Annotated in this window: 24 protein-coding genes; 6 read left to right on the top strand and 18 right to left on the bottom strand. The window is 68.6% G+C overall.

The annotated features are described in order from the left end of the window. Positions 1-7 precede the first annotated feature (7 nt). Positions 8-1,042 (top strand): Bug family tripartite tricarboxylate transporter substrate binding protein, encoded by a 1,035-nt coding sequence (locus AC0IZS_RS19125; protein WP_471637053.1) that lies wholly within the window; start codon positions 8-10, stop codon positions 1,040-1,042. A 105-nt stretch (positions 1,043-1,147) separates the two neighbouring features. Here AC0IZS_RS19125 and AC0IZS_RS19120 read toward each other — a convergent pair whose 3' ends face one another. The 3 genes from AC0IZS_RS19120 to AC0IZS_RS19110 all read right to left on the bottom strand — a co-directional run bounded on the left by AC0IZS_RS19120 (position 1,148) and on the right by AC0IZS_RS19110 (position 4,226). Beyond that, positions 1,148-2,128 carry an FHA domain-containing protein gene (locus AC0IZS_RS19120; protein WP_471637052.1) on the bottom strand — a complete coding sequence of 327 codons (981 nt, stop codon included), beginning with the start codon at positions 2,126-2,128 and terminating at the stop codon, positions 1,148-1,150. Then, on the bottom strand, positions 2,125-3,531 hold the full coding sequence (locus AC0IZS_RS19115; RefSeq protein ID WP_471637051.1) for a S1 family peptidase: 1,407 nt from the start codon (positions 3,529-3,531) through the stop codon (positions 2,125-2,127). The genes AC0IZS_RS19120 and AC0IZS_RS19115 overlap by 4 nt, the downstream gene beginning before the upstream one ends. A gap of 380 nt (positions 3,532-3,911) precedes the next feature. Further along, positions 3,912-4,226, bottom strand: a complete 315-nt coding sequence (locus AC0IZS_RS19110) for a hypothetical protein (protein ID WP_471637050.1) — start codon at positions 4,224-4,226, stop codon at positions 3,912-3,914. Positions 4,227-4,578: 352 nt separating this feature from the next. Between AC0IZS_RS19110 and AC0IZS_RS19105 the strand changes: the two genes are divergently transcribed. Both AC0IZS_RS19105 and AC0IZS_RS19100 read left to right on the top strand, forming a co-directional pair. After that, positions 4,579-5,112, top strand: a complete 534-nt coding sequence (locus AC0IZS_RS19105) for a hypothetical protein (protein ID WP_471637049.1) — start codon at positions 4,579-4,581, stop codon at positions 5,110-5,112. A gap of 116 nt (positions 5,113-5,228) precedes the next feature. Next, complete coding sequence (locus AC0IZS_RS19100) at positions 5,229-5,948, top strand: DUF899 family protein (protein WP_471637048.1); 720 nt, start codon at positions 5,229-5,231, stop codon at positions 5,946-5,948. Between the two features lie 22 nt (positions 5,949-5,970). Here AC0IZS_RS19100 and AC0IZS_RS19095 read toward each other — a convergent pair whose 3' ends face one another. From AC0IZS_RS19095 to AC0IZS_RS19030, 14 genes are all read right to left on the bottom strand, one after another. Continuing rightward, positions 5,971-7,143: a P-loop NTPase family protein gene (locus AC0IZS_RS19095; protein ID WP_471637047.1), complete on the bottom strand. Its 1,173-nt coding sequence runs from the start codon at positions 7,141-7,143 to the stop codon at positions 5,971-5,973. 83 nt (positions 7,144-7,226) lie between these two features. After that, positions 7,227-8,738, bottom strand: a complete 1,512-nt coding sequence (locus AC0IZS_RS19090; protein ID WP_471637046.1) for a M14 family metallopeptidase — start codon at positions 8,736-8,738, stop codon at positions 7,227-7,229. A gap of 60 nt (positions 8,739-8,798) precedes the next feature. Continuing rightward, positions 8,799-9,011: a DUF2788 domain-containing protein gene (locus AC0IZS_RS19085; protein WP_471637045.1), complete on the bottom strand. Its 213-nt coding sequence runs from the start codon at positions 9,009-9,011 to the stop codon at positions 8,799-8,801. Continuing rightward, entirely contained in the window at positions 9,008-9,847 is an 840-nt protein-coding gene (locus AC0IZS_RS19080; RefSeq protein WP_471637044.1) for a DUF2189 domain-containing protein, read from the bottom strand. The genes AC0IZS_RS19085 and AC0IZS_RS19080 overlap by 4 nt, the downstream gene beginning before the upstream one ends. A gap of 133 nt (positions 9,848-9,980) precedes the next feature. Next, positions 9,981-11,663 (bottom strand): hypothetical protein, encoded by a 1,683-nt coding sequence (locus tag AC0IZS_RS19075; protein WP_471637043.1) that lies wholly within the window; start codon positions 11,661-11,663, stop codon positions 9,981-9,983. 8 nt (positions 11,664-11,671) lie between these two features. After that, on the bottom strand, positions 11,672-12,433 hold the full coding sequence (locus AC0IZS_RS19070) for an HAD family hydrolase (RefSeq protein ID WP_471637042.1): 762 nt from the start codon (positions 12,431-12,433) through the stop codon (positions 11,672-11,674). A gap of 110 nt (positions 12,434-12,543) precedes the next feature. Continuing rightward, positions 12,544-13,647: a LacI family DNA-binding transcriptional regulator gene (locus AC0IZS_RS19065; RefSeq protein ID WP_471637041.1), complete on the bottom strand. Its 1,104-nt coding sequence runs from the start codon at positions 13,645-13,647 to the stop codon at positions 12,544-12,546. After that, a complete protein-coding gene (locus AC0IZS_RS19060) occupies positions 13,644-14,630 on the bottom strand; it encodes a 2-hydroxyacid dehydrogenase (RefSeq protein ID WP_471637040.1) in 987 nt (328 codons plus the stop codon). Before AC0IZS_RS19060 ends, AC0IZS_RS19065 begins: the two co-directional genes overlap by 4 nt. Next, positions 14,627-15,586 (bottom strand): sugar kinase, encoded by a 960-nt coding sequence (locus AC0IZS_RS19055; RefSeq protein WP_471637039.1) that lies wholly within the window; start codon positions 15,584-15,586, stop codon positions 14,627-14,629. Before AC0IZS_RS19055 ends, AC0IZS_RS19060 begins: the two co-directional genes overlap by 4 nt. Next, positions 15,583-16,326, bottom strand: coding sequence for a sugar phosphate isomerase/epimerase family protein (locus tag AC0IZS_RS19050; protein ID WP_471637038.1), 744 nt, complete (start codon positions 16,324-16,326; stop codon positions 15,583-15,585). Before AC0IZS_RS19050 ends, AC0IZS_RS19055 begins: the two co-directional genes overlap by 4 nt. Before the next feature lie 70 nt (positions 16,327-16,396). Next, the gene (locus AC0IZS_RS19045; protein ID WP_471637037.1) at positions 16,397-17,176 is read right to left on the bottom strand and encodes an amino acid ABC transporter ATP-binding protein; all 780 of its coding nucleotides are present in this window, start codon (positions 17,174-17,176) and stop codon (positions 16,397-16,399) included. Between the two features lie 25 nt (positions 17,177-17,201). Beyond that, on the bottom strand, positions 17,202-18,008 hold the full coding sequence (locus tag AC0IZS_RS19040; protein ID WP_471637036.1) for a transporter substrate-binding domain-containing protein: 807 nt from the start codon (positions 18,006-18,008) through the stop codon (positions 17,202-17,204). A gap of 52 nt (positions 18,009-18,060) precedes the next feature. Next, entirely contained in the window at positions 18,061-18,714 is a 654-nt protein-coding gene (locus AC0IZS_RS19035; RefSeq protein WP_471637035.1) for an amino acid ABC transporter permease, read from the bottom strand. Between the two features lie 9 nt (positions 18,715-18,723). Further along, the gene (locus tag AC0IZS_RS19030) at positions 18,724-19,395 is read right to left on the bottom strand and encodes an amino acid ABC transporter permease (protein ID WP_471637034.1); all 672 of its coding nucleotides are present in this window, start codon (positions 19,393-19,395) and stop codon (positions 18,724-18,726) included. 92 nt (positions 19,396-19,487) lie between these two features. Here AC0IZS_RS19030 and hemH point away from each other — a divergent pair, with 92 nt between their 5' ends. The 3 genes from hemH (at position 19,488) to AC0IZS_RS19015 (ending at position 24,522) form a co-directional block, all read left to right on the top strand. Beyond that, complete coding sequence (hemH, locus tag AC0IZS_RS19025; RefSeq protein WP_471637033.1) at positions 19,488-20,597, top strand: ferrochelatase; 1,110 nt, start codon at positions 19,488-19,490, stop codon at positions 20,595-20,597. Between the two features lie 67 nt (positions 20,598-20,664). Then, positions 20,665-23,160, top strand: coding sequence for an AAA family ATPase (locus AC0IZS_RS19020; RefSeq protein WP_471637032.1), 2,496 nt, complete (start codon positions 20,665-20,667; stop codon positions 23,158-23,160). 207 nt (positions 23,161-23,367) lie between these two features. After that, a complete protein-coding gene (locus AC0IZS_RS19015) occupies positions 23,368-24,522 on the top strand; it encodes an ABC transporter substrate-binding protein (protein ID WP_471637031.1) in 1,155 nt (384 codons plus the stop codon). Position 24,523: 1 nt separating this feature from the next. Here the strand turns inward: AC0IZS_RS19015 and AC0IZS_RS19010 are convergent, their stop codons facing one another. Continuing rightward, the gene (locus tag AC0IZS_RS19010; protein ID WP_471637030.1) at positions 24,524-25,183 is read right to left on the bottom strand and encodes a glutathione S-transferase family protein; all 660 of its coding nucleotides are present in this window, start codon (positions 25,181-25,183) and stop codon (positions 24,524-24,526) included. Positions 25,184-25,315: the final 132 nt, after the last annotated feature.

Genomic DNA, 25,315 nt, shown 5'->3' with positions numbered 1-25,315 from the left:
GGTCTCCATGCCCTCCCCTGCCAACGCCCTGCACGCCTGCGCGCCCTCGCGCCGCCATGTGCTGGCGGCCCTGCTCGGCGGCATGGCCACCGGCGCACACACCACCGCGCAGGCCTCCGATGCCAGCACCGAGCCCGGCGAATGCGTGGCCCCTTCCAAGCCCGGTGGTGGCTTCGGGCTCACCTGCGGGCTGGCGGCCGAGGCCATCCAGGCCGTGCGCCCGGGCCGCACCCCGCTGCCCACCCGCTTTCTGCCAGGCGGCATTGGTGCCGTGGCCTTCGACCAGGTGGCCACGGGGCGCCTGGGCGGGCCGGGCACGCTGGTGGCGTTTTCCAGCGGCTCGCTGCTCAACATCGCGCAGGGCCGCTTCGGCCCGCACCCGGTCAGCACCGTGCGCTTCATCGCCACGTTGGGCACCGACTACGGTGTGATCGCCGTACACCGCGATGCCCGGTACCAGAACCTGGCGCAGGTGACAGCGGCGCTGCAGCGCGACTCGGCGCGCGTGGTCTTCGGCGCGGGCGGCACCATCGGCAGCCAGGACTGGATCAAGGCCGCGCAGCTGGTGCGCGCGGCGGGGCAGGACCACAAGAAGATGCGCTTTGTCGCCTTCGAGGGCGGGGGCGAGGCGCTCAAGGCCCTGAAGGGTGGGCACCTGGACATCTTCACCGGCGACGCGGCCGAAGCCATGCAGGCTGCGGCGCAGGGCCTGCCGCTGCGCATCCTGGCCGTGCTGGCGCCGCAGCGCCTGCAGGGCCAGCTCGCCGGCCTGCCCACCGCACGCGAGCAGGGCATCGACCTCACCTGGCCCACCGTGCGCGGCCTGTACATGGCCGCCAGCACCCCCGATGCCGCCGTGCGCGCCTGGACCAGCGCCTTCGAGCAGGCCCTGGCCGCACCGGGCTATGCGGCCCTGTGCAGCCGCTACGGCCTGTACCCCTTTGCGCTCACCGGGGCGGCGCTGGACAACTTCGTGCAGCGCAGCCTGCAGGACTACCGGCGCATGGCCCAGGACCTGGGGCTGCGCACCTGGCCCCGTTGATCCGTTGATCCTTTGACAGAGCTGGCGGCGTCTTGTCGTCCCACCCGTACGGGCTGCAACGCAGCCTGGCCAAAACCGCTTCGCTGAATTCTCTTTTACCTGCTCTTATTCGTCCTCCGCCTGACTGTCATCACGCAGCCGGCGATCCAGCTTGCCACGCAGCGACTCGGTGTCTTTCAGGAACTGGTCTACGGGCACGGCGGGGGCCACGCGCAGGCCTGGCGGGAACAGGCTGCTCATGTACAGCCGGTTCGACAGGCGCATGTTGTTCAGCCACTGCGCACCCAGCCACGACGGCAATCCCAATGCCACCAGCGCAGCCAGCGTCCAGGCCAGACCCACGCGGCGGCGCGGCAGCACCGTTGACAGGTGGGCATACAACGCCCCCGCCAGCGGCAGCACCACCAGCACATTGGCAAAACGCGAAAAAGATTCCAACGAGAAACTGAACGCCACAAAGTTCACCACCAGGTGCACAGCATCCACCGCCAGGGCGGCAGTGCAGGCGATGCGCACATGGCGCCAGAACCGAAGCTGGCCGCCGAACACCTTGCCGGCCACCGCCCATACGCCCGACCAGACGCCCAGGCTGGCCAGCAGGCCAAGCACCGTGCCAGGAACAGACTTCAGATACTGCGACGCGTCGCGGGCCTCCAGCCACGCGGACCCCAATGCCGCAGCCAGCACCAGCACCACGAGCGCTGCCGTGGTGGCCACCGTGCTCCACGGAAACTGGGGCAGCGCCTGTTCGTCGGCGATGGGTGCATCGGCCAGGCGCAGCGCGACGTGGGTGTGGCCCAGGTCGATGGGAGTGCCGCCCGGCCAGTCGAAGCGCTCGCCCTGGGCGTAGTGCTTGCGCTGCAGGCGCGCGCCATTGCGGGTGTGCAGGACCTCCACCTGTACCGCGCGCAGGGCATCGTCCAGGCGGTCAATGCGCAGGTGCGCCGGCGCGACGAACGGATCGTCCAGCACCAGGTCACAGTCCAGGCCCCTGCCCACCGTCACGGGCCAGCGGGTGATGGCGGCGCGTGCCAGCAGTGCGCCGTGGCGGTCAAAGGCTTCGATGAGGCCGAGGGTGGGCATCATGGTGCGGCCTCCCAGCGAAACGCCTTGAGGTAGCGGTTGGCCAGCTTCATGCCGTTGTCAAAAGCGATGCCTTGCACATCCAGGCGGCCCAGGATGCCTTGCGTGGGCTGGTTGACCGAGGCTGTCAGCACAGTCATGTTGTACAGGCCGGGCAGCTTGCGGTAGGCCGACATGCAGACCACCGCCCGCAGCGGCAGGCTGCCGGAGTCCACAAAACGTTCGCTGCATTCAACGGCGGTCTGGTGGCGGTTGCCACGCGTCTGGAAGCGCTCGTTGGCAAAGCTTTGCGAGAACACCCGGGCAAACCGCGCCGCGCCCAGGGTGGGGGCGTTGTAGGCCTCATAGGCCAGGCGCACGGTGCCGGTGCTGTAGTCGCCGGCCACGACATCGCTGTCGGCCTGGCACTGCGTACGTTCCAGGTTCAAACCCGGAAAGTTCGGGTCGCGCCCCGATCCCCAGCACCGCGCCAGCGCGTCATCGGGCACCGGCACCCGGTAGTTGCCGTGGCGTTGCTCACGAAAGGGAGCTTTCAGAAACCGCTCGGTCAGCACCTGCTGGTGCCCTGTCAGTTGCCTTGTCATCTCCGCGTACGCGGGCTGCGTGATGGGCTCTGCGCTGGCCGCGCGCTGCACCAGCACCTGCGCAAACTCGGCGGGGATCAGGAAGCTGACCTGCTCGCCATCGAGCCGCTTGGCCACGTTGACGCCCAGCACCCGCCCCGAATCGTCCACCGAGGGGCCGCCGCTCATGCCGGGGTTGAGCGTGCCGCCAAAGAAAATCCGCGGATAGAAGCTGCGCCGCACCAGCCCGTTGTAGGTGCCCTCTGTGACTGCAAAGCCGATATCCAGCGGGTTGCCCAGCGAGTAGATGCGCTCGCCCTGTGCCAGGGCCTCTGCGGCGGGCCGAAAGCTCAGCACCGGCGCCGCTGCGGTGCGGGCCTTGGCGCGCAGCACCGCCAGGTCGCGCTGCACGTCGAACACCAGCAGCTCGACCTCCCCCTCCTGCCCCTCCATCGTGACGTACACGCCGCGGTAACGCTCGGGCTCCAGCGCCAACTGGCTGGCCACATGGAAGTTGGTGACGATCAGGCCGTCCGCAGAGACAAAGAACCCTGAGCCGATCGACGCCTGGGTGTCGGCATTGCGCAGCAGCGTGCGGATCTGCACCAGCTTGTCGCGCGACAGCTCATAGATGCGCCGGGCATCGCGGGACAGGGGTGCAGCGGGCACAGCAGCGGCACCGGCCGCCGCCGCCGCCGCTGTCGCCGATACGGCCGATGCGGCCGCACTGCTGTCCACCGGCTCGACACCCGCTGCCGCGGGCGGCATCGCTCTGGATGCCGGTGCCGCAGGCAATGCCGCGCCTGTGGCGCGACTGGCGGGCGCGGTGGCGGTCGCAGCCACGGCCGTGGGGGCAGTCGCAGGGTGGGGTGCATTCTGGGCGTGGGCCACAGCACAGGCCAGCACAAGAAGGGGTACTGCGGCAAGCCGCAACGGCCAGGTCAAAAGGAAAGGCATCGCGGTATTCTATGAACGCTCTGCACCGCACCCACGCGGTACGGGCAGTTCAGGGTTGCGGCCCATCCAGGCTAACATCGATGGGGCTTTTTGACTGCCCTTACTAGTGTTCTGTCCCGCAAATAGATGCCAAAAATAAAACCGATGGATTTCGCGCCAGGGCAAGGCGCAAACCGCAGCGATAGCCGTAGCTATCGCGAGGATTTGCAACGCCGCCCTGGTGTGAAAGACGCGGTTTTATTGGCATTTATTTGCGGGACAGGACACTAGGTGCTCCCCAGCGCACCCAGCAACCTGGCGCTCACCTCGGCGGCATCGGGCGCGTCGAACTGCATGTTGTGCTGGTCCGTCAGCGGGCCGTGACCCGGCTCCATGCCTCCGGCAGCGTCGTAGCCCATGGCCTTGAACTTCCAGGTCCCACCCACTTTTTTGAGCGAGCCCACATGTGCGCCAGTGGCCGTGTGCACGGCCACCACGGCGGCGTTGACGGGCAGCAACTGCAAGGGGCCCGCCACGGGGCCGGGCGGCACGTGGAAGAAGGTGGGTTTGAAGGCAGGCGGCTGGGGCGGACTCAGGGACATGGGGTGTTTGTATCTCAAAACGCGTACCTCCCACCTGCAACCCGGGATGCCGCGCTTCAGCCGCAGATACCAGGCGCGTCCTGCCCGGCGGCATCGGCGCAGGGCCTGGGGCTGCGCGCCTGACCGCAATGGCCGATTGCCAGTTCTGGCTGTTGGTTGACAGAACGGTCGCTGCAATCACCCATTTGTGTGAACTACTGCGCACTTACCAAATAGTAAAAGTCTGCAACCGCGCGCCAAAGCGCCGATGCGTGTGGATACTGGCGTCTCCACAAAAACCGGCTCAACGACGAAGGGAGGCCAGGGCCCACAACAGGCCCCGGCTGGATCGCTCGTGATGTGCCCGACCACCATGACATCCTGGATCGCCACCCTGTGCCTGGCTGCGGCCTCGGCACTCACTGCCACGGCCGCCAGCGCCGCCACGTTCACCATTCCCGATGCGGGCGTGTCCTTCAACGCGCCGGAGGGGTTTACGCAGCTGACGGCGGAAGAGATAGGCACCAAGTACCCCTCCAACCGCGGCCCCGCCTTCGTGGTGGGCAACGCCCGGCGCACCACCACCATCGCCTTCGACCTCAAGCCCCAGGGCCTGCCCAAGGACAAGCTGCCGCAGGTCAAGGCCACATTCGAAACCCTGTTCGACCGCATCATCCCCGGCATCGACTGGAAGGAAAAGAAGCTCCTGGACATGCAGGGCCAGCAGTGGATCTACTTCGAGATGACCTCGCGCGCCATCGACACCGACATCTACAACATCATGATGGTCACCCCCCACCGGGGCAAGATGCTGGTCTTCAACTTCAACTCCACCAAGAGCGAGTTCCCTTTGGTGGAGAAGGAGCTGAGGAAGAGTGTGCAGACGATTGCGGTGGCGGGGGAATAGCCAACGCCCGATCCTGAAGGCGTGCCGAGCAGGCGGGCGTTTCTCCTACCCACGGCGACGACATATCCCGGCATAGTCGATCCTCCATCGGTCCACCGCTACCCAGGAGAGCGACCATGACGACGACGAGCAATGCCGAAACCGCCTTGAAGCCAGCAGCGCAGCTGGCTGAAAAAGCAAGGACCCCCTTCCCTGGCGCATCCGCCGAATACGAAAGCGCCCGCAAGGCCCTGCTGGCCGAGGAAATCGAATTTCGCCGCCACATGACGCGCCTGGTCGCGCAGCGCCAGTCCTTGCCTCCCGGTCCGGTGATCACCAAGGACTACCGCTTCAAGGACGAGCAGGGCTTCGATGCCAGCCTCATCGACCTGTTCGGCGACAAGGACACCCTGGTCACCTACTTCTGGATGTACGGCCCGCAGCGCCAGCGCCCCTGCCCCATGTGCACCAACTGGCTCGGCTCGGTGGAGGGCAACGCGGCCGACATCAAGCAGCGCGTGGCCCTCAAGATCCTGGGCCGCTCGCCCGTGGAACGCCAGTACGCCTTTGCCCAGGAGCGCGGCTGGCGCGACCTGAACTTCGTGCAGACGGTTGGGGACGACTACGCCAAGGACCTGGGCATCCTGATGGACGATGGCAGCGAGTACCCGGCGCTGGTTGTATTTCAACGCGATGGGGACCAGGTGCGCCTGTTCTGGGCCAGCGAAATGACCCGGGAGATGGCCGACCCGGGCCAGGACCCGCGCGATGCGCCGGACATTGCGGCGCTATGGTCGATTCTGGACCTGACGCCCGGGGGGCGGCCTGCGGACTGGTATCCGAAGTTGAAATATTGAGCGGGGTGGCTTGCCCGGGCGCTCAGTTTTTCCCGATCCCGGGAGGCGACGCGGTCAGCGCCCTGCGCTCACGCCACGCCTGCTGCACGAACGGGTCCGTCACCGCATAGGTGCCATGCCCCTTGCGCACGATGAGGTTGGCGTCGCGCAGTTCTTCCGACACACGCTGCACCTGGTCGGCGGTGACCTCGCGGCCCACGGTCGCTGTGTATTCGGCCAGGGCGTCGGTGGTGAACAGGCCGCTGGCATCGCCTTCCACGCGCGCCACGCGGTCAAAGATCGCGCCGGCGAGCACGCCCAGGTCTTCGAGCTTGCGCAGTTCCACGTCGGCCGCTGCGCCCTTGAGGGTGGAGGCGATCACCGGCAGCAGGCGGTCGGCCTCGGTGGGGTCTTCGCGCTGCAATTGGCGCAGGGCGCGGATCAGCTCTTCGGGCCGGCGGCCGAGCAGGTTGAAGGCGGCCGTGGCCACGGGCAGGCTGGGCAGCACGGGCGCGCCCTCCTCGGCAATGCCCCGCAGCACATAGGCCACGTAGTCGCCGTCGAGCGTGGGGTATTCGACCGAGGTGGCGCCGGCAAAGGCGTGCTTGCCCTGCAGCGTCATGCCCACCACCTGGGCGCGGTGCGAGCCCGTGCCGATGAAGAGGAAATGCCCCGGGGTGTCCGGCCGCGGGTTGATGGCATCGCGCGCGGCCTTGATGGCCAGCAGCATCTGCGCGCCATCGTCGCCGGCCAGGGCCTGCTGCACCTCGTCCACGATCAGGACCAGGTCGGTGCGTGCCAACTCGATCACCTCCGTGAGCGCCTGCGCCAGCGTGACCCCGCCCTTGGCCCCCACCTCGTTGAGCTGAAAGCCGAACTTGAAGCCGGCCGCCCCCACGTCCACGCCCTTGAGCCGCGCCAGGCGGCCCAGCACGCCCGAAGCAGGCGTCTGCAGGTCGGCCAGCGCACGCCGGATGGCCGCATGTACCAGGGTGGCCGGGTCGGCCTTGGTGTCGGCCCACAGGTCGACATAGATGACGATGGCGCCTTTGGCCTCCAGCGCGGGGATCAGGTCCTGGCGCAGGAAGGTGGTCTTGCCGGTGCGCCGCAGGCCCGACAGGAACAGGCCCGAGCGCAGCCCCTGGTCGAGCAGGCCGGGCTCCAGCAGCTGTTTGGCCATCTGCTCGGCCAGTGCGGGGCGGTGAAACAGGTCCATTTAGTTTATTTTAGTCAAATCCGATAATTAGTACAAATGACTAAATAAACCAAAACCAAGATATCGCCACAACGGCGACCCGATCACACCGCCTGCACTACCCGCCACACCGGCAACTCCGCCCCTGGCACCGGCTCGGGCACGATGCCATTGGCCACCACGCCGTCATCGCTCTCGGCCTCGCAGGCCACCACCGCAATGGCGCCGTAGCGCTGGCTGGTGGTCACCACACGCCAGCCTTCGGGCAGGGCCCGCTGGGTGCGCTGGTGGCTGGCCGTCCAGTGGGTGCTGGCCTGGGCTTCGAGGATGGCCGGGCCGGGCTCGGCCACGGGCTGCTGCATCACGGGCACCTCCACCTCCAGCACGGTTCCGGCCGCCACGGGCGTGGCCTGCAGGCCGTGGCCCTGCAGCCAGTCGGCCACGGCCTGGGGCATGGCATAGGCCCAGGGGCGCTGCACGGTGGCCGTGGGCACGAAGTGGGCGTAGTGCGGCACCTGCACGCTGACGGGGTCGCCCGTCAGGGTGTAGGGCTCGCGGGTGAGCACTTCCACCGTGGTGCCGGGGATCGCCTCCAGCGCGTAGCGGATGGCGATTTGCTGCGGCGGCTCGGCGCAGGCGGCAAGCAGGTCGACGATCTCCGGGCCGTTGGCGGCGGCATAGACCAGGGCTTCGCGCAGCACGGCGTAGGTCACCTCCACGCGCTCCTGGTAGCTGATGTACGAATACGCCTCCAGCAGCACGTCCAGCCGGTTGGTCAGGCCGCGGTAGTTGCAGCCGAAGCGCGGGTGGTGGGTGTAGGTGATCCAGCCCTGGCCCTGGCCGCCCTCGTCGCGCACAAAGTTGCCGTACCAGAAGGTGTCCAGGCCCTCGGTGCGCTTCACCGCGGCCTGCACAGCGGGCATCATGCGATCGCGCATGTAGGCCACGGGCTCGGCACGGCCCGTGTGCTCGGTGTGGGGAATGTCGTAGGTCAGCGCAAAGCGGTGGATGGAGCCATTGGTGGCATGGCAGTCCAGCGTGAGGTGCGGGTTCCAGGGCTGGCACACGCGCTGCTGTAGCAGGCGCATTTCGGGCGCCTGCTGGCGCATGTAGTCGCGGTTGAGGTTCACGCCCGCCGCGTTGGTGCGCGTGCCCACCAGGGCCGGGCCGTCCTGCCCGCGCAGGTGGGCGATATCCAGGGGGCGATTGTCGGCGCTCATGCGGTCGTTGCCATCGGGGTTGAACAGCGGCACCACCACCAGCACGGTGCGCGCGAGCAACTCGTCGCCATGGTCGCCGCGCAGCAGGTTGCGCACCAGCATGAGCACGCCCTCCTTGCCCTCCACCTCGCCGGCATGGATGCCGCAGATGATCAGCACCACGGGCAGGCCGCTGGCCTGCGCGGCCTCAGGCGTGTGGTGGCCCTGGGCCGACAGCACCAGCAGCGGCAGTTGCCGCCCTTCGGGCGAGGTGCCGAAGTCGCTGATGTGCAGGCGCGGATCGCCCAGCGCCGCCAGGCCCTGCACATAGGCCATCACGTCAGCGTGGGTGGATGTCTCGGTATAGGCGCTGGTTTCGGCGCGGGTGAGCAGTGGGGTGGTCGCGGATGAAGACATGGCCCGGATGTTAGAGCCAGTTGTGCCAGGCGCGCCATCACCACTTTGTCGCAAACGGTCTCACCGCTCCAGCCACCACTGGATCAAGACCTTGGCGATGAAACCGATGAAGCCCACGCCCAGCCCCAGGAACAGCACGAAAGTGCCGAAGCGCCCGGCCTTGGACTCCCAGGCCAGTTGGCCGATGATGAACAGCATGTAGGCGATGAAGGCGCCTATGCCCCAGGTGAGGAAGAAGCCCGAGATCTGCGCCTCGGTGAAGCCGAAGATCATGGCCGCTCCATCGTGTCGGCAGCATCGCGCTCCCGCAGGCCCGAGGCATCCACCAGGTCGCGGTAGGCGTGCCAGCTGGCATGGCCCAGCATGGGCAGCACCGCGATCAGCCCGAGCAGCAGCGATGCCAGGCCCAGCAAGGTGAAGCCCAGGATCAGCGCCGCCCACAGGGCCATGGGCAAGGGGTTGGCCAGCACCGCCTGCCAGCCCGTGAGCACGGCCTGGCGCAGCGTGGCGCGCCGGTCCAGCAGCAGCGGCATGGCCACCACGCTGGAGGCAAAGATGGGCGCGGCCAGCAGGCTGCCCAGCGCCAGCCACAGCGCGAACAGGCGGCTGTCGGGCGCGAGCACCACGTGGTGCATGAAATCCAGTGGTGTGAGGATGGGCACGGGCGCCAGCAGCGTGATCAGCGCCGCCGAGGTGACGACCCAGCCGGTGGCCGCCAGCGCCAGCAGCAGGCCGAACTGCACCAGGCACCAGTAGCCGTGGCCACCCCACCTGGCGGGGTGGCTGCGCTGCCAGTCGAGCCAGGTGCGGCGCACCAGGGCCAGGTTGGCGGACTCGCCACGCTCCAGCGCCCGGCTCAGCGCATACAGGCTGGTGGCCAGCACCGGCGCCACCACCAGAAACCCCGACAGCGCCCCGGCCAGCAGCCAGAAGCGGTGGTGCGCCACGGCCAGCAGAGCGCCGCCGAACAGCGCCACCGCCAGGCCGTGTGCAAAGCTGAGCCAGCCGGTGCGCACCATGTCGCGCCAGGCCAGTGCCAGCCAGGCCAGCGGCTGCATCAGACCGATGGTGCGCACGGGCGGCAGGAACGGACGGGGCTTTGGGCGCATGGTGGCCCGAGTCTCGCGTGCAGCCGCAAGCCGCGTCTTGATCTGCGACAAGGAAATGCAGGGGCGCCAGCGCACGCCGGCCAGCCGCGTTCAGGACATGAGAGCCACAGGTCTGCACCCGCCTGGCGGCGGATCAGCGGGAGAGCCTGAGCGGCGCCTTGACGACCGCAGTCCGTCCGGTCCGCTCCTTTGCCAAACCAATCGTCAACCCGTCCGCGTCTTCATGGACCGTGTCGACTCTCAGTACATCATCGCCCGTGGCAAGGTATTCGTCCTTGATCACCACGGTGCCTGACCAGCTCTGTTGAAAATCCGGCAGCCTTCTCTTCTCGAGGCCCAGGTAGTAGATGCCGTTGCTCGAAGTCCCGGAGAACAGATAGACATGGCTCCCTGCACACAGGGCGTTGTGGTGCTGGCGCGAGCCTGGATAGAAGGCTTTGTCGCCGACCATGAAGGGCCACCCTGTACCCACAGCTGCCTGGCCGGCTACGCCGTCACCATTCCAGCCGACGTTGTCCGGGCAGTTCCTGTTGCCACTCCAGAGGCGCCGCGCACCCGCCGCATCGCCCTGGGAGATAGCGCCCCTGGTCGGCTTCGGGCTGCCCGAACTGGTTGAACCCAAGCCATCGGTGTTGCTCACAATGACCGCGTTCGCCCGGTTGTCCGCAGGTCGAGTCGGGCGGGCGCCCTGCCCCTGGACATGGGCAGACCCCACATGCACCCCAAGGGCCTCGGCCACCAGCTTCCGGGGTTGCTGGCCTTCGCCAGGGAAGGCGGAGTAATCGGGGCAATACCTCGGGCCCGCCGCCTCCTGCTCCCAGACCTGGTCGAACACCGTTCGCCCCGTTGCCTGCTCCACCAGCTTCGCGCCGATCTGGCGCCGGCCTTGCACCGTGAAAACCGAAACGGACAGGATGGCAGCCGCGGGCCCCGATGCGGGAACAGAGGTCAGTATCTGGTCCTCCCCCACCTGGGCGTAGGAGTAGTCCCTGCCGGCAACGCGCACGACGGGAAGGCCCCATTGCAAAAGACTGGTGGGCCGATCGAATGGAGACGCGTCCACGGCAGACGACAGGCGCTTGAGCCGTTCGAGTGCAGGCGCGTCTGCGGCCTGCATGTCCCCAGGGAGTCTGACCTCCACCGGCCCGAGGGCGTGGCCCAGTGGCTGCAGCACGGCGGGCTCGCCGGCACCGCAAACGGGACCCCGCTTGAACACCAGGCCGGACAAACGCTCCCGCTCGGCGCTGCTGGCATGCTGGCGGTCCCGGACCGCCAGGTATCCCGCGGCCGCCAGCACGGCGATGCACAGGGCAAAGCCTATCGGGCGGGCCCACTCGTCCGCCCCCTCGGGGTCGCCAGCGTCGATGCGGGCCTCCACCCGGCCCGTCCCTGCTGCGGCGACCAGCACACACAGGGCAGCAATCCACAGCACGACGCCCCAACCATAGGCATACACCGTCGTCGCACCGCCTCCTTCGTCCGACCAGTAGTTGGACAGGCGGAAGGTGTCCAGCGAGAGCAACAGCGCAAGAAAGGCCAGGCCCGTCGCCCGCTGGTTGTTTCGCAGGCGGATGAAGGCCCAAAGGAACAGTGGGTTGGCGAACCATGCCAAGTTGCCGATGAGCAGCGACGTCCAGCCCATGGCCAGGACCGCCACACCCAGCGTCCTCTCGTCCTTGGCGTAAAAGGCAAGGCCTGTCAGCACCAGGGACGCAAGCCAGAGAGACAGCGCGGCAAACGACAGCGTTTTTTCGGAGGGCTGGGGCCGACGGGTGGGCGACGTCGACACAGCAAACCCTGATGCCTCCTCCGTCATCCCTGGACCTACGCCTTCGAAGACAGGTCTGCGGATCGATCGGCCAGCGCGGGGATGGCGGCCAGCATCTCACGAATGGCCGTGAGGCTGGCCACCGTGGCATGCGGCGGCTCGCCATGCTTGTCATGGGCCCAGGGGTTATTCGGCGTGTTGAGCCAGATGGCCTGCATGCCGGCAGCAAGGGCCCCCTGCACGTCCAGCGCGGCATCGTCGCCCACGTGCAGCACCTCGTGCGGCTGCACGTTGGCGGCACTGGCGGCGGCGTGGAAGATGCGCGCATCGGGCTTGGCGATGCCGAAGGCGGTGGCGCTGATGCTGGCCTTGAAGTAGTGGCCGATGCCGATGCGATGCACGTCGGCGTTGCCATTGGACAAAGCCACCACCGGGTAGCGCGCGGCCAGAAAGGCCAGCGTGTCGTGCGCGTCGGCGAACAGCTCCACGCGCTGGCGCTCGGCAAAGAACAGGTCGAACGCGGGTTCGGCCAGGGTGGGCTCATCGCCCGCCTGGGTGAGTGCCAGGCGGATGGACTCGCGGCGCAGCGCGCTCAGGTCGTGCAGCAGGTCGGGCCGGAGGCTCACCATCTGGTTGCGAATGGCACGCAGCGCCTGCGTGTCGGAAAACAGCGCGGCCGTGGCCGGTGCGTGGTCGGCGAGCCACTGCAGCAGCACGGCTTCTGCGCGCTCGATGGTGGGCCAGATGGGCCACAGCGTGTCGTCCAGATCGATGCTGATGGCGCGGATGCGGGAAATATCCAAGGAGAGAGCAGGCATGGCAAACCACCCAAAAGATTCACGGCCCGGAAGCCCGGGCTGCGGCCAATCGGCCGCCGCGAAGGATAACGCAGCATCCGGCAAGCGGCGCCGCGCAGCACGCCAAACCCTTACCGATCGCCAGCCCCACGCACCGCGGCCACGGACGATCCCCGCACCACCAGCTTGCCGGGCAGCAGCCGCTCCCGGGCGGGCGCCTGCAGGCCCTGCATGCGTTCGATGAGGCATTGCGCCGCACACCTGCCGATGGCATGGGTGGGCTGCGCCACCGTGGTCAGGCCCGGCCCGATCAAGGGTGCCCATTCGGGGTCGTCGAAGCCGGCAAAGCCGATATCGTTGCCAAAGGCCCAGCCCAGCCGCAACATGGCGGCCGCCACCCGCAACGTGACCACGGAATTGCCCGCCACGACAGCGCCGCGCGCCCTGCCCCCGGCCCTTTGCCGAAGCGCCCGCAGGGCGGCATCCAGCACCTCGTCCGACGCATCGACCAGTTCCAGCACCGCGCCCTGCACGCCGCCCCCGCGCTCGCGGATGCACTGAGAAAACGCGGCCGCCCGCTCCAGGCGCGAACTCACGCCCGCCAGGGGCTGGGTAACGTACAGCAGCTCGCTCCAGCCCCCATCGATCAGGTGCGTGCAGGCGGCGCGCATGGCGCCGGGGTTGTCCAGCGATACGAAGTCGGCCTCCAGGCCCGCATGCCTGCGGTCCACCAGCACGGCAGGCCGGCCGTGCAAAGAGCTGAGCTCGGCATGGCCCTCGTCCTGCCCCTGGGTGTTGAGGATGAAGCCATCCACCTGGTAGCTCGCCAGGGCGTCGATGGCCCTGCGCTCGCGCTGGCGGTCATTGCCCAGGTTGAACAGCATCACCAGGTAGCCGGCCTCCTGGCACGCCTCTTCGGCACCGCGCAGCACGGCCACCGAGAAGGGATTCGTGATGTCGGCCACCACCAGACCGATCAGGCGCGAGCGCCCGTGGCTGAGCGCCTGGGCCATGGGGCTGGGCACATAGCCGAGCTGGGCGATGGCGGCCTCGACCCGGGCCGCGATATCGGGGCTGAGCAGGCGCTCGCGGTGGTTGAAGAAGCGCGAGACGGTGGCCTTGGACACGCCAGCCGCGGCCGCCACATCGGCAATGGTGGCCCGGTCACGGCCAGCCGTATCGACCGGTGCGGCGGCAGGCGCCTTGGCGGAGGGTGCGCGCGGCTTGCTGTTCATGCGCAGATTGTCCCGTACACCGCGGTGGGCTTTTCGCCGGCCAGCGCCTGCAGCAGGTTCGTCGTCGCCAGCCGGGCCATCGCATGGCGCGTGCCATGCGTGGCCGACCCGATGTGCGGCAGCGGCGTCACGCGCGGGTGGGTGCGCAGCGGCGAAGCCAGCGGCAAGGGTTCGGTGGCAAACACATCGAGCCCCGCAGCGCGCAGCGCGCCATGGTCGAGCGCCGCCAGCAGGTCGTCTTCGACCACCGTGGCGCCGCGCCCGCCGTTGATGAAGATGGCGCCGGGCTTCATGGCCGCAAAGGCCCGCGCATCGACCAGGCCGCGCGTGCTGTCCGACAGCGGCAGCAGGGCCACCACGATGTCCGCGCGCGCCAGCAGGCCATCGAGCGGCACATGCTCGGCCCGGCCCAGCAGCGCGGGTGCCTGCAGCGCCAGGTCCACAGGGCGGCGCGCGTGGTACAGCACCGGCATGCCAAAGCCCAGTGCGGCCCGGCGCGCCACGGCCTGGCCGATGCGGCCAAAGCCCAGCAGGCCCAGCGTCTTGCCATGCACGTCGTGGCCGAACAGGTCTTCGCCGATGTTGCGGTCCCAGCGGCCCTCGCGCACCAGCTGCGACAGCTCCACCACCCGGCGGCAGGTGGCCATGAGCAACGCAAACACCGCGTCGGCCACAGTCTCGTCGAGCACACCCGGCGTATGGCACAGAAGGATGCCCCGCGATTGCAAGGCCTGCAGCGGGTAGTTGTCCACCCCCACCGAGATGCTGGAGATGGCCTGCAGCTGCGGCGCACGCGCCAGCAGCTCGGCGCTGATGGGAAAGCTGGCGCCGATGAGGCCATGGGCCTCGGCCAGAGCGGCATCGAACGCGGCGCGCCGCGCCGGCTGGCGCGGGTCGGCCACGGTCACCTCATGCACCGCCTGCAAGCGGGCCAACTGGTCCGGCGGCAAGTCGCGGAACACCAGCACGTTCTTGCGGCTCATAGGCCGGCCTGCTCCAGCTCCTGGCGCGTGGGCAGCCCTTCGGTATCGCCCAGCACCTGAACGGCCCGGGCGCCGATCCAGGCGCCGCGGCGCACCGCATCGGGCACGCTGCGGCCGGCCAGCAGCGCGCTGATGACACCCACGGCAAAGCCGTCGCCCGCACCCACGGTGTCCACCACCTCGGCCACGGGAAAGCCAGCCACGTGCCCTGTGCCCGCCACATCGCTGTCGAAGTAGGCGCCCTGCTCGCCGAGCTTGACGACCACCAGTTTGGCTCCGCGCGCACGGTAAAAGCGCGCCACGCCCTCCGGGGTGGTCTCGCCCGTGAGGAACACGCCCTCCTCCATACCCGGCAGCACCCAGTCGGCAGAGCGCGAAAGCTCGTTGATCTGGTGCCGCATCACCTCGGGCGAGGACCACAGCGTGGGCCGCAGGTTGGGGTCGAACGAGATCGTGCGGCCCGCAGCGCGCATCACCTGCAGCGTGCGCTGTGCGGCCTGCAGGCTGGTTTCAGAGATCGCCGCGAACACGCCCGTGGCATGCAGGTGGCGCGCACTGCGCAGCCAGGGTTCGTCCACATCGGCCGGGCCCATCTGGCTCGCTGCCGAGCCCTTGCGGTGGTATTCGACCTTCGGGTCGCGCCCATCGGTCACGCGCTCCTTGAACTGGAAACCCGTGCGCTGCGTGGCATCACAGGTTACGTGCGAGCAGTCGATGCCCTCGGCCTGCATGGTGGCCAGCAGCGAGCGGCCCATGGAGTCGGTGCCCAGGCGGCTCGCCCAGCCCACCTTCAGGCCCAGGCGCGCCAGGCCGATGGCCACATTCGTCTCGGCACCCGCCGTGCGCTTGTGGAAGCCCGTGGCGTGTTCCAGCGGCCCGGGCTCGTTGGCCACCAGCAGCAGCATGGCTTCGCCGAACAGCGCCACGTCGAAGGTGGTGTCTGTTGCTGCGCTCATGCCTGCCTCCGTGCATCGCGGATCACGGCCAGTTGCGCGCGCGTCACGGCCACCAGGTCGTCCCCGACCAGCGGGTACTCGATGGCGTGCGGCACATCCGCAGGCAGCGCCCGCAGGATGGCGCGCCAGGGCGCGATGGAATCGGCCAGGGGCACCGCCACCCATTTGCCGGGCAGGCGCTGCACGCCCTTGCAGTGTACGTAGCGCACGCGGTGGGCCAGGGCCTGTGCGGCCTGCAGCGGGCACTCGCCCTGCCAGTGCCAGTTGCCCATGTCAAAGGTCATGCCCAGGTCCAGCCCCGCGCGCTCCTGCGCCACGAAGAAGGCCTCCATGGCCGCCAGCGTGCCGGCCGTGGCGGTCTGGTCGTTCTCGATCACGAGTTCGACCGGCGCCTGTGCCAGCAGGTCCTTGAGGCGCACCAGTGAGCCGTGCGAGTCGGCGCCAAAGCCGCCTATCGCCATTTTCAAGCGTGGCGCCTTGAGGCTGCCCGCAGCGGACAGCCCCCGCGCCAGCGCGGCCTCGTCCAGCGCGCCATCCCGCGCCCACAACCCTTCGGGGCTGGAGTACACCGCTGCCTTGCCCGCCAGCGCGGGCAGCTCGGCTGCGGCGTCGCGCAGCATTTCGCCGCGCACCTCGACGCCGTCGGCACCGGCCTCGCGGGCCAGTTCGGTACACCACAGCTGCCCGTGGCGCCCCACTTCGGCCGCGCCGAAGGAAGAAAGGGAAAGAAGTACCTTCATTGGCTGCATTTCATGTTTCATGCCCGCGCGCCCAGAGGCGCTGCGGCGCAGTGCGTTCACCCACCGCAGCTCAATGCGCGTTGTGGGAAGAGAGTATCTGGCCCAGGAACTGGCGGGTCTTCTCGTGCCGGGGCTGGCCAAAGAACTCGGCGGGCGGCGCCTGCTCAAGAATCTTGCCGTCGGCCATGAAGATCACCCGGTCGGCCACGCTGCGCGCAAAGCCCATCTCGTGGGTCACGCAGAGCATGGTCATGCCGTCCTCGGCCAGGCCGATCATGGTGTCCAGCACTTCCTTGACCATCTCCGGGTCCAGGGCAGAAGTGGGCTCGTCGAACAGCATCACCTTGGGGGCCATGCACAGCGCGCGCGCAATGGCCACGCGCTGCTGCTGGCCGCCCGACAGCTGGCTGGGGTGCTTGTGCGCCTGCTCGGGAATGCGCACCCGCGTGAGGTACTTCATCGCCACCTCCTCGGCCTCGGCCCGGCCCATCCCGCGTGAGCGCATCGGCGCCAGCGTGCAGTTTTCCAAGATGGTCAGGTGCGGGAACAGGTTGAACTGCTGGAACACCATGCCCACCTCGGCACGCACGGCATCCACGTTCTTGCCACCGGCCGTGAGGTCGATGCCGTCCACCTCGATGCGGCCCTTCTGCACCGCCTCCAGGCGGTTGATGCAGCGGATCAGGGTGGACTTGCCCGAACCGGACGGGCCGCAGATCACGATGCGCTCGCCGGCGCGCACCGACAGGTCGATGTCGGTCAGCACCTGAAAGCTGTCGAACCATTTGTTGACCCCCTCCATGCGGATGATCGGCGGTGCGCCGGGGGTGGTCGTGACTGCGTCCGTCATGGCGAAAATCTCCCTGTCCTTGTTCTTATTGCAATTTGGGCAGGTCGGATTCGAGCCACTTGCGATACAGCTTGTTGAGCTCGCCATTGGCCGTGTTGCGCGCCACGAACTCGTCCATGGACTTGTGCAGCTCGTCCTGGCCAGGCCGCATGGCAATGCCCATGGCCTGTTGCAGCAGGTTGAACTTGTTCTCGAAGGTGTTGGCGGGCACGCGTTTGGCGATCTGGGCCGCCACGGTGACCGAGCAGCCGATGGCGTCCACCTGGCCCGAGATCAGCGCCTGCATGGCCGATGCGTCGTCGTCGAAGCGGCGGATCTCGGTGCCCTCGGGCGCGGCCTTGGTGACAGCCACGTCCTGCGTGCTGGCGCGGGCCACACCCACGCGCACGCCCTTGAGGTCGGCCGCGCTCTTGATGGTGCTGCCGGTCTTGCCGTACAGCACGATGGTGGCGGCCGCATAGGGCTGCGAGAACTGCACCTGCTTGGCGCGCTCGGGCGTGATGGCCAGGGATGCCACCAGCACATCGACCTTGTTCGTCAGCAGAAAGGGAATGCGGTTGGGGCCGGTGACGGGCACGATGTTGACCTTGACGCCCAGGTCCTTGGCCAGCAATTTGGCGACGTCGGCGTCATAGCCATCGGGCTGGTTCTGCGCGTTGGTCGTGCCATAGGGCGGAAAGTCCACCAGCATGCCGATGGTGATCTCGCCCTTTTTCTTGATGTCGGCAGTGCTCTGCGCCGAGGCGAGCGGGGCGAAGGCGGTGAGCACGGCGCCCAGGCCCAGGGCGGCCAGGGCAGCGGTGGTGGTGCGGCGATAGTGCGAAAAGGTCATCTCATGTCTCCGGTGTGGTTGGTATGGAATGCACGCTTGGGAAAAGAGGAATTCATCGCGCCAGCACCCGGGCGCGCTTGCGCTCCATGCGGGCAGCCAGCAGCGACAGCGGCCAGCAGATAACGAAGTACAGCGCCGCCACGGTGGTGAACACGTGCAAGGGCTGGAAGGTGGCGTTGTTGATGATCTGGCCCGCCCGCGTGATTTCGGTGAAACCGATGATGGCGGCCAGCGACGTGCCCTTGATGATCTGCACCACATAGCCCACGGTCGGCGGCAGCGCGATCTTGAAGGCCTGGGGCAGCACCACGAAGCGCATGCGCGAGAGGTAGTTGAGGTTCAGCGCCTGCGCGGCCTCCCACTGGCCGCGCGGAATGGCTTCGATACAGCCGCGCCAGATCTCGCCCAGGAAGGCGGCGCTGTTGAGCACCAGCGCAATGCCGGCGGCCAGCCAGGGGTTGATGTCCAGGCCCAGCACCGGGGCACCGAAGAAGATCAGGAACAGCTGCAGCAAGAGCGGCGTGCCCTGGAACACCTGGATGAACAGGGTGGAGGCCCAGCGCGCGGCGGTGTTCTCGGACGTGCGCGCCAGCGCGACCACCAGGCCCAGCAGCGAGCCGCCCACGAAGGCCATGGCCGACAGCGCCAGCGTCCACTGGGCAGCCTGCACGATGAACCAGAATTCTGAAACTCCAAAGGTGCGCATGGACTGTCCTCAGCGACGGTCGGGGTAATTGAGCAGGCGCTGGTAGACCAGCTTGAACAGCCCGGAGAACGACACGGCGAGCAGCAGGTAGATGGCCGCCACGACGATGTAGATCTCGAAACTGCGGAAGGTCTGCGACTGCAGGTTGGCGGCCACCGAGGTCAGGTCGTCGGCCGATATCACCGAGACCACGGCCGAGCTCAGCATCAGCAGGATGAACTGGCTGGTGAGCGCCGGGTAGATCGCCTTGAGCGCCGGCTTGAGCACGACGAACCGGAAGATCTCCCAGGGCTTGAGGTTCAGCGCCCGCCCGGCCTCGATCTGCCCCTTGGGGATGGACTCGATGCCCGCCCGCACGATCTCTGCCGCGTAGGCCCCCAGGTTCACCACCATCGCGGTCAATGCCGCCGTATAGGGCGACCAGCGCAGGCCGATGGACGGCAGGGCAAAGAAAAAGAAGAACAGCTGCACGATGAACGGCGTGTTGCGGATCAACTCGATGTAGGCATTGACCACGAAGCGCAGCCACACGGGCCCCGAGGTCTTGCCCCAGGCGCAGGCGATGGCCACCACCAGCCCCAGCACCGTGGCGGTGAGCGAGAGTTGCACGGTGATCCAGGTGCCCTTGAGCAGCAGGGGCCAGGCGGCAAAAACGGATTCGAACTGGAATTGGTAATTCACAGCGCAAGTCTATGAAACCGGTTTCAGACATGCACGAGGGATTTCCCGAAGACCGGCCAAAACCTTGGCGGGTGCCTGGGCCACAATGCCGCATGCGTTTTCAACCCGAACCCCCTTTCACCCACGGCCAGCCCGAACGCACCGCCATCCTGCTGTGCAACCTGGGCACACCCGACGAGGCCATGGCCCCGGCCGTGCGCCGTTACCTGGGGCAGTTCCTGTCGGACCACCGCGTGGTGGAGATCCCCAAACTGGCATGGCTGCCCATCCTGCACGGCATCATCCTGCGCACCCGCCCCGCCAAGTCGGCCGCCAAGTACGCCAGCGTGTGGACGCCCGAGGGCTCGCCCCTGGCGGTGTGGACAGCGAAACAGGCCACGCTGCTGCGCGGCTGGCTGGGCGAGGCCGGCCACCAGGTGCTGGTGCGCCACGCCATGCGCTACGGCAACCCGTCCATCGCCAGCCAGCTCGATGCCCTCAAGGCCGAGGGCGCCACGCGCATCCTCATCCTGCCGCTGTACCCGCAGTATTCGGGCACCACCACGGCCAGCGTGTTCGACGCGGTGTACACCTGGGCAGCACGCACACGCCATGTGCCCGAGCTGCGCTTCGTGAACCGCTACCACGACCACCCCGGCTACATCGACGCCCTGGCCCGCAGCATCGAGGCGCACTGGAAGGTGAATGGCCAGCCCGACAAGCTGGTGATGAGCTTCCACGGCGTGCCCGAGCGCACACGCACGCTGGGCGACCCCTACCACTGCGAGAGCCTGAAAACCGGCCGCCTGCTCGCCGAGCGCCTGGGCCTGCGCCGCGAGCGCTACGTGCTCACCTTCCAGTCGCGCTTTGGCAAAGCCAAGTGGCTCGAGCCCTACACCCAGCCCACGGTGGAAGCCCTGGGCAAGGCCGGCACGCGCCGGGTGGACGTGGTCTGCCCCGGCTTCACCAGCGACTGCCTGGAGACGCTGGAAGAGATCAACATGGAGGTGCGCGAGGCCTTCCTGCACGCGGGAGGCCAGGAGTTCCACTACATTCCCTGCCTGAACGACAGCAGCCACTGGATCACCGCACTGAGCCGCGTGGCCCAGCAGCACCTGGCGGGCTGGCCCACGCAGGTGGAGGATGCCGCCACGCAGGCCGATGCGCGCGAGCGCGCACTGGCGGGCGGAGCGCCCACAGGCCCCACCCCAGCAGGTCGTTGACCGGCACGGGCCCCGCCCGCCCCCCTCTCCCCCATTCACCCCGCACTGCTCCCCTGAATTGTTTTCCATGCCCGCATCCGCCCGCGCCCTGTCTGCACACCAATTGCGGCTGACCATCGCCCCCGCCACGCTGGGCTTTTCGAGCACCGCCGAACTCGCCGGCCAGCCCCTGCCCTGGATCGGCCAGGAGCGCGCCGAGGCCGCCGCCCGCTTCGGCCTGGCCATGCAGCAGCCCGACTACCACCTCTTCGTGCTCGGCGACGTGGGCAGCGGCCGCGCCTCGCTGCTGCACCAGGCCATGCTGGCCGAGGCCGCGCGGCGCCCCGTGCCGCCGGACCTGTGCTACCTGCACGACTTCGACGCACCGGAGCGCCCGCGCGCACTGCGCCTGCCGGCGGGCCAGGGGCGCCTGCTGCGCCAGGCCCTGGCCGACATGGGCACGCGCCTGGAAGCCGAGGTGCCGCAGCACCTGGCCAACCCCTCCTTCCTGGCCGATGCCGCGCGCGTGGAGCAGCGCTGGCAGGCGCAGGAGAACGAAGCCCTGGCCGCGCTCGACGCCTTTGCGCTGGCGCGCCAGCTGCGCCTGGTGCGCAACAACGGGCAAATGACCATCACCCCCCTGGGCCCGCGCGGCCAGCCGCTCAGCGAGGCCGAGGCGCGCGTGCTGCCGCCCGAGCGCCGCACCGCCATCGCGCGCGACGAGGATGCGCTGCGCGCCGAGATCGACCGCTTCGCCCAGGCCATGCACCCGCTGGAGCGTGAACGCGACGCCGCGCTGGCCGCCCTGCGCCGCGCCGTGGTGCAGCCGCTGGTGCAGCAGACGCTGCACGGCGCCCGCCAGATCGCCCCCCAGGCCCCACGCCTTGCCCAGTGGCTGGACCAGGTGGAACGCGCCCTGCTGGACAGCATCGACCTGCTGGAGCCCTACTACGGCGACAACGAGGCCGATGCCGAGGCCGAACGCAAGGACGACCTGGACGCCCTGCTCGCCCGCTGCCGCGTGAACCTGGCGGTGGACAACGGCGGTCGCAGCGGCGCCCCCGTGATCGTCGAGGACAACCCGCAGCAGCGCAGCCTGATGGGCAGCATCGACCACGGCGCCAATGCCGACGATGCCGACCCCGGCCAGGCCGACGTATCGGCCATCCACGCCGGCAGCCTGCTGCGCGCGCATGGCGGCTTCATCCTGCTGCACCTGCAGGACCTCGCCGCCGAGGAAGGCCTGTGGCCGCGCGTGCGCCGCTTCCTGCGCAGCCGCCGGCTGCAGATCAGCGACGATGCGGGCGGCAGCGGCGCAGGCCCCGGCGGCGGCGGCGCGCCGGCCGGCCTGCAGCCCGAACCGGTCGATGTGGACGTGAAGATCGTGCTCGTCGGCTCGGTGGATGAGTACTACGCCCTGCAGGACAACGACCCCGAGGCCGCACGCCGCTTTCGCGTGAAGGTGGACTTTGCCGACCGCTTCATCGCCACACCGGCCACGCACCAGGCCACCGCCATCTTCGTGGCGCAGTGCTGTGTGCAACGCGGCCTGGCCCATTTCGGCCCCGAGGCCGTGGCCCTGCTGATCGAGCAGAGCCACCGCGAGGCCGACGACCAGGGCCGCCAGAGCGCCCGCTTCGCCCAGGCCGAGGCGCTGGTGATCGAGAGCGCCGCCCAGTGCCGCATGCGCAACCCTGCCGACGCCACAGCCCTGGTGCAGGCCATTGATGTGCAGGCCGCCCTGGCCGCACAGCGCCTGCGCCACAACCAGACCGAAGAAGAGCTGCACCAGACCCTGGCCGAGGGCGAATGCCTCATCACCCTGCAGGGCCAGGCCGTGGGCCAGGTCAACGCCCTGTCGCAGATCGACCTCACGGACTACCGCTTCGGCTTTCCGGTGCGCATCACGGCGCGCAGCTTCGCGGGGCAGGAGGGGCTGCTCAACATCGACCGCGAGGTCCACATGTCCGGCCCCATCCACGACAAGGGCGTGCTCATCCTGCACGGCTACCTCACGGCCCTGTTCAGCCATGTGGCGCCGCTGGCGCTCAATGCCTCCATCGTGTTCGAGCAGGAGTACAGCGGCGTGGAGGGCGACTCGGCCTCCTGCGCCGAACTGTACGCACTGCTGTCCAGCCTGTCGGGCCTGCCGCTGCGCCAGGGCATCGCGGTGACCGGTGCGCTCAACCAGCACGGCGAGGTGCTGCCCGTGGGCGGCATCAACGAAAAGATCGAAGGCTGGTTCCAGGCCTGCGCCGCCGCCGGGCTCGACGGCACGCAGGGCGTGCTCATCCCGGCACGCAACCAGCGCCACCTGATGCTGTCGCGCCCCATCCTCGATGCGGTGGAGCGCGGCCTGTTCCACGTCTACACCGTGCAGCACGTGAGCGAGGGCATCGCCCTGCTGACGGGCGAGGCATCGGGCATGGGGCCAGGTGCGGAGCTGGCAACAGATGCCGCCGACGATGTAACCCAGACCGTGCTCAGCCGCGCCGAGCAGGCCCTGCGCGCCTACCGGCGTGCGTGCCAGAGTGCAGGGCACACGCGGGTGGGGCGCGCGGGGCGCAGGCCGCGGCGCGACTGAGGCCAGGCCCTGCCAGGCGCATCCGTGTCCACCGTGTGACAAAGGGCCAACCGGAGTCACCAACGTGACGCTCCAGCCGGGTCCTGCAGTGTTTTCCCCGACCCATTGTGGTGCATGCGCGCTCGATACTGGCTGCGCCGCCGGTCCATTGCGCGCACCCTGCGTGCAGCGATGGAAGGGCGCAGCACTACAACAGGAGACACGCCGATGCACCCCTTCTCCACGCCCCTCGCGCCTCCCCTCACGCGCCGCAGGGTGCTGTCATCAGCAGCGGCCACCGCTGTCGCCCTGCCCGGCTGGGCACTGGCACAGCAGACCGAGCCCTGGCGCATCGGCCAGACGGCCGCGCTCACGGGGCCGCTGGCGTTCCCCTTCGTGGAGATGAACAAGGGCATTGCCGCAGCCTTCCAGGAGGTCAACGAGCGCGGTGGCATCGACGGGCGGCGCCTGCAGTTCACCAGCGCCGACGATGGCGGCGACCCGGCCAAGGCGGGGGCCAACGCGAAGAAGCTGCTGGAAGAGGACAAGGTCTTCGCCCTGCTGTCCTGCGGCGGCACCACCAGCGTGATGGGCGCGCTGCCCGTGGCCATGGCGGCCAAGGTGCCGGTCATCGCGCCGGCCACAGGGTCGGACGCGCTGCGGCCGTTCAACCCCCTGGTGTTCCATGCGCGTGCCAGCTATTCGCAGGAGCTCCACAAGATCGTGCAGCAGCTGGGCTCCACGGGCTTCACCAAATGTGCGGTGGCCTATATCGACAACCCGTTCGGCAAGGCCACGCTGGCGGCCTTCGATGCGGCGGCCAAGGTGCACAACAACAAGGACTGGAAGGCCTTCCTCCTGCCCGAAACGCCCGACGGCGTGGCGCGCACGGTCGACGAGATCACGGCCTGGCAGCCCACGGCCCTGATCTCGCTGGCGGTGGGGGCCGTGGGCATACCGTTCTACCAGTCGCTGCGCCAGCGCGTGAAGGCGCCCGCGTTCTCGATCTCGTTCCTGGGTTCGCGTCCCCTGCTGGCGGCGCTGGGTGAATCGGCGCGCGGCATCACCGTGGCGCAGGTGGCGCCCAACCCCGACAACGTGGCCAAGCCCATCGTCAAGGCCTACCGCGATGCGCTCAAGGCCAGCGCGGCCGGCGCCGAGCCGGGCTATTCGTCTCTGGAGGGCTACCTGAGCGCGCGCCTGATGATCGAGGCCCTGCGCCGCGCCGGCCGGACTGCATCGCGCGAGAAGCTCATGGAGGCGCTGCACACCATGCGCCCCTACGACATGGGCGGCTTCGAGTTGCGCTACGGCCCGCAGGACCACAGCGGCACGGACTTCGTGGAGCTGTCATATTTCAATGGGGAGCGGTTCCGGCGCTGAGTCACCCGGCTTTCGCACTTGCCGTGAACACGGCCAACTGGTCCGCAAACGCGCGCTGGTAGGCAGGCCGCGCCTCGCCGCGTGCGATATACGCCAGCAGACTGGGCTGCTCCTGGAGCAGTGGCGACGGATCGCCCAGGCGGCGCAACACGGTCACCATCAGCAGGTCGCCGGCGCTGAAGGTGCCACCGTCCAGCCAGTCGGCCTCACCCAGGCGCTGCGCCAGCTCGGCCAGGCGCACGCGCACCCGGTCTTCGAGCATGGACTGGCGCTGGGCGTACCAGGGTTTGTCATGCTCAAGGATCTTCGCGGCCCCCCATTCGACGATGGGCGGCTCGACCGTGTTGAGCGCGGCGAACATCCACATGATGGCGCGCGAGCGCGCGTGGGCCTCGGCCGGCAGCAGGCCCGCATGGGTCTCGGCGATGTGCAGCACGATGGCGCCGGTCTCGAACAGCGCCAGGCCCTCTTGCTCATAGGTGGGTATCTGCCCGAATGGATGGAGGACCCGGTGCGCGGGCGCCTTCATCGCTGCAAAGGAGACAAGGCGCACGCCGTAGGGCTGCCCCACCTCCTCCAGTGCCCAGCGCACGCGCATGTCGCGCGCCAGGCCCCGGCCGCGGTCGGGCGAACGTTCGAAGGCGGTGATGGTGGGTTGCATCGGAGCGCTCCTGCAGAGGGACCGGGACCATTGTTCCACCCACGCGATGGCCCAGCCGTGTTGTCCACGTAGGACATCCTCTCTAGTTGGGCCCGGAACTGCCGAATTGGGCGTTTGCCTGGGTAGGATGGG

The sequence above is a fragment of the Acidovorax sp. AC410 genome, from assembly GCF_979253235.1.
This window is presented reverse-complemented; position numbering and strand designations above follow the sequence as displayed.

Bases quoted from the DNA above. Each gene is read 5' to 3' on its own strand.
- AC0IZS_RS19020 (WP_471637032.1), top strand. From the start codon at position 20,665: ATGCCCGCATCCGCCCGCGCCCTGTCTGCACACCAATTGCGGCTGACC.
- AC0IZS_RS19010 (WP_471637030.1), bottom strand. From the start codon at position 25,183: ATGCAACCCACCATCACCGCCTTCGAACGTTCGCCCGACCGCGGCCGG.
- AC0IZS_RS19045 (WP_471637037.1), bottom strand. From the start codon at position 17,176: ATGACGGACGCAGTCACGACCACCCCCGGCGCACCGCCGATCATCCGC.
- AC0IZS_RS19085 (WP_471637045.1), bottom strand. From the start codon at position 9,011: ATGATCTTCGGCTTCACCGAGGCGCAGATCTCGGGCTTCTTCCTCACC.
- AC0IZS_RS19015 (WP_471637031.1), top strand. From the start codon at position 23,368: ATGCACCCCTTCTCCACGCCCCTCGCGCCTCCCCTCACGCGCCGCAGG.
- AC0IZS_RS19125 (WP_471637053.1), top strand. From the start codon at position 8: ATGCCCTCCCCTGCCAACGCCCTGCACGCCTGCGCGCCCTCGCGCCGC.
- AC0IZS_RS19090 (WP_471637046.1), bottom strand. From the start codon at position 8,738: ATGTCTTCATCCGCGACCACCCCACTGCTCACCCGCGCCGAAACCAGC.
- hemH (WP_471637033.1), top strand. From the start codon at position 19,488: ATGCGTTTTCAACCCGAACCCCCTTTCACCCACGGCCAGCCCGAACGC.
- AC0IZS_RS19040 (WP_471637036.1), bottom strand. From the start codon at position 18,008: ATGACCTTTTCGCACTATCGCCGCACCACCACCGCTGCCCTGGCCGCC.
- AC0IZS_RS19070 (WP_471637042.1), bottom strand. From the start codon at position 12,433: ATGCCTGCTCTCTCCTTGGATATTTCCCGCATCCGCGCCATCAGCATC.
- AC0IZS_RS19075 (WP_471637043.1), bottom strand. From the start codon at position 11,663: ATGACGGAGGAGGCATCAGGGTTTGCTGTGTCGACGTCGCCCACCCGT.
- AC0IZS_RS19105 (WP_471637049.1), top strand. From the start codon at position 4,579: ATGACATCCTGGATCGCCACCCTGTGCCTGGCTGCGGCCTCGGCACTC.
- AC0IZS_RS19060 (WP_471637040.1), bottom strand. From the start codon at position 14,630: ATGAGCCGCAAGAACGTGCTGGTGTTCCGCGACTTGCCGCCGGACCAG.
- AC0IZS_RS19055 (WP_471637039.1), bottom strand. From the start codon at position 15,586: ATGAGCGCAGCAACAGACACCACCTTCGACGTGGCGCTGTTCGGCGAA.
- AC0IZS_RS19080 (WP_471637044.1), bottom strand. From the start codon at position 9,847: ATGCGCCCAAAGCCCCGTCCGTTCCTGCCGCCCGTGCGCACCATCGGT.
- AC0IZS_RS19120 (WP_471637052.1), bottom strand. From the start codon at position 2,128: ATGATGCCCACCCTCGGCCTCATCGAAGCCTTTGACCGCCACGGCGCA.
- AC0IZS_RS19110 (WP_471637050.1), bottom strand. From the start codon at position 4,226: ATGTCCCTGAGTCCGCCCCAGCCGCCTGCCTTCAAACCCACCTTCTTC.
- AC0IZS_RS19100 (WP_471637048.1), top strand. From the start codon at position 5,229: ATGACGACGACGAGCAATGCCGAAACCGCCTTGAAGCCAGCAGCGCAG.
- AC0IZS_RS19035 (WP_471637035.1), bottom strand. From the start codon at position 18,714: ATGCGCACCTTTGGAGTTTCAGAATTCTGGTTCATCGTGCAGGCTGCC.
- AC0IZS_RS19050 (WP_471637038.1), bottom strand. From the start codon at position 16,326: ATGAAGGTACTTCTTTCCCTTTCTTCCTTCGGCGCGGCCGAAGTGGGG.
- AC0IZS_RS19065 (WP_471637041.1), bottom strand. From the start codon at position 13,647: ATGAACAGCAAGCCGCGCGCACCCTCCGCCAAGGCGCCTGCCGCCGCA.
- AC0IZS_RS19095 (WP_471637047.1), bottom strand. From the start codon at position 7,143: ATGGACCTGTTTCACCGCCCCGCACTGGCCGAGCAGATGGCCAAACAG.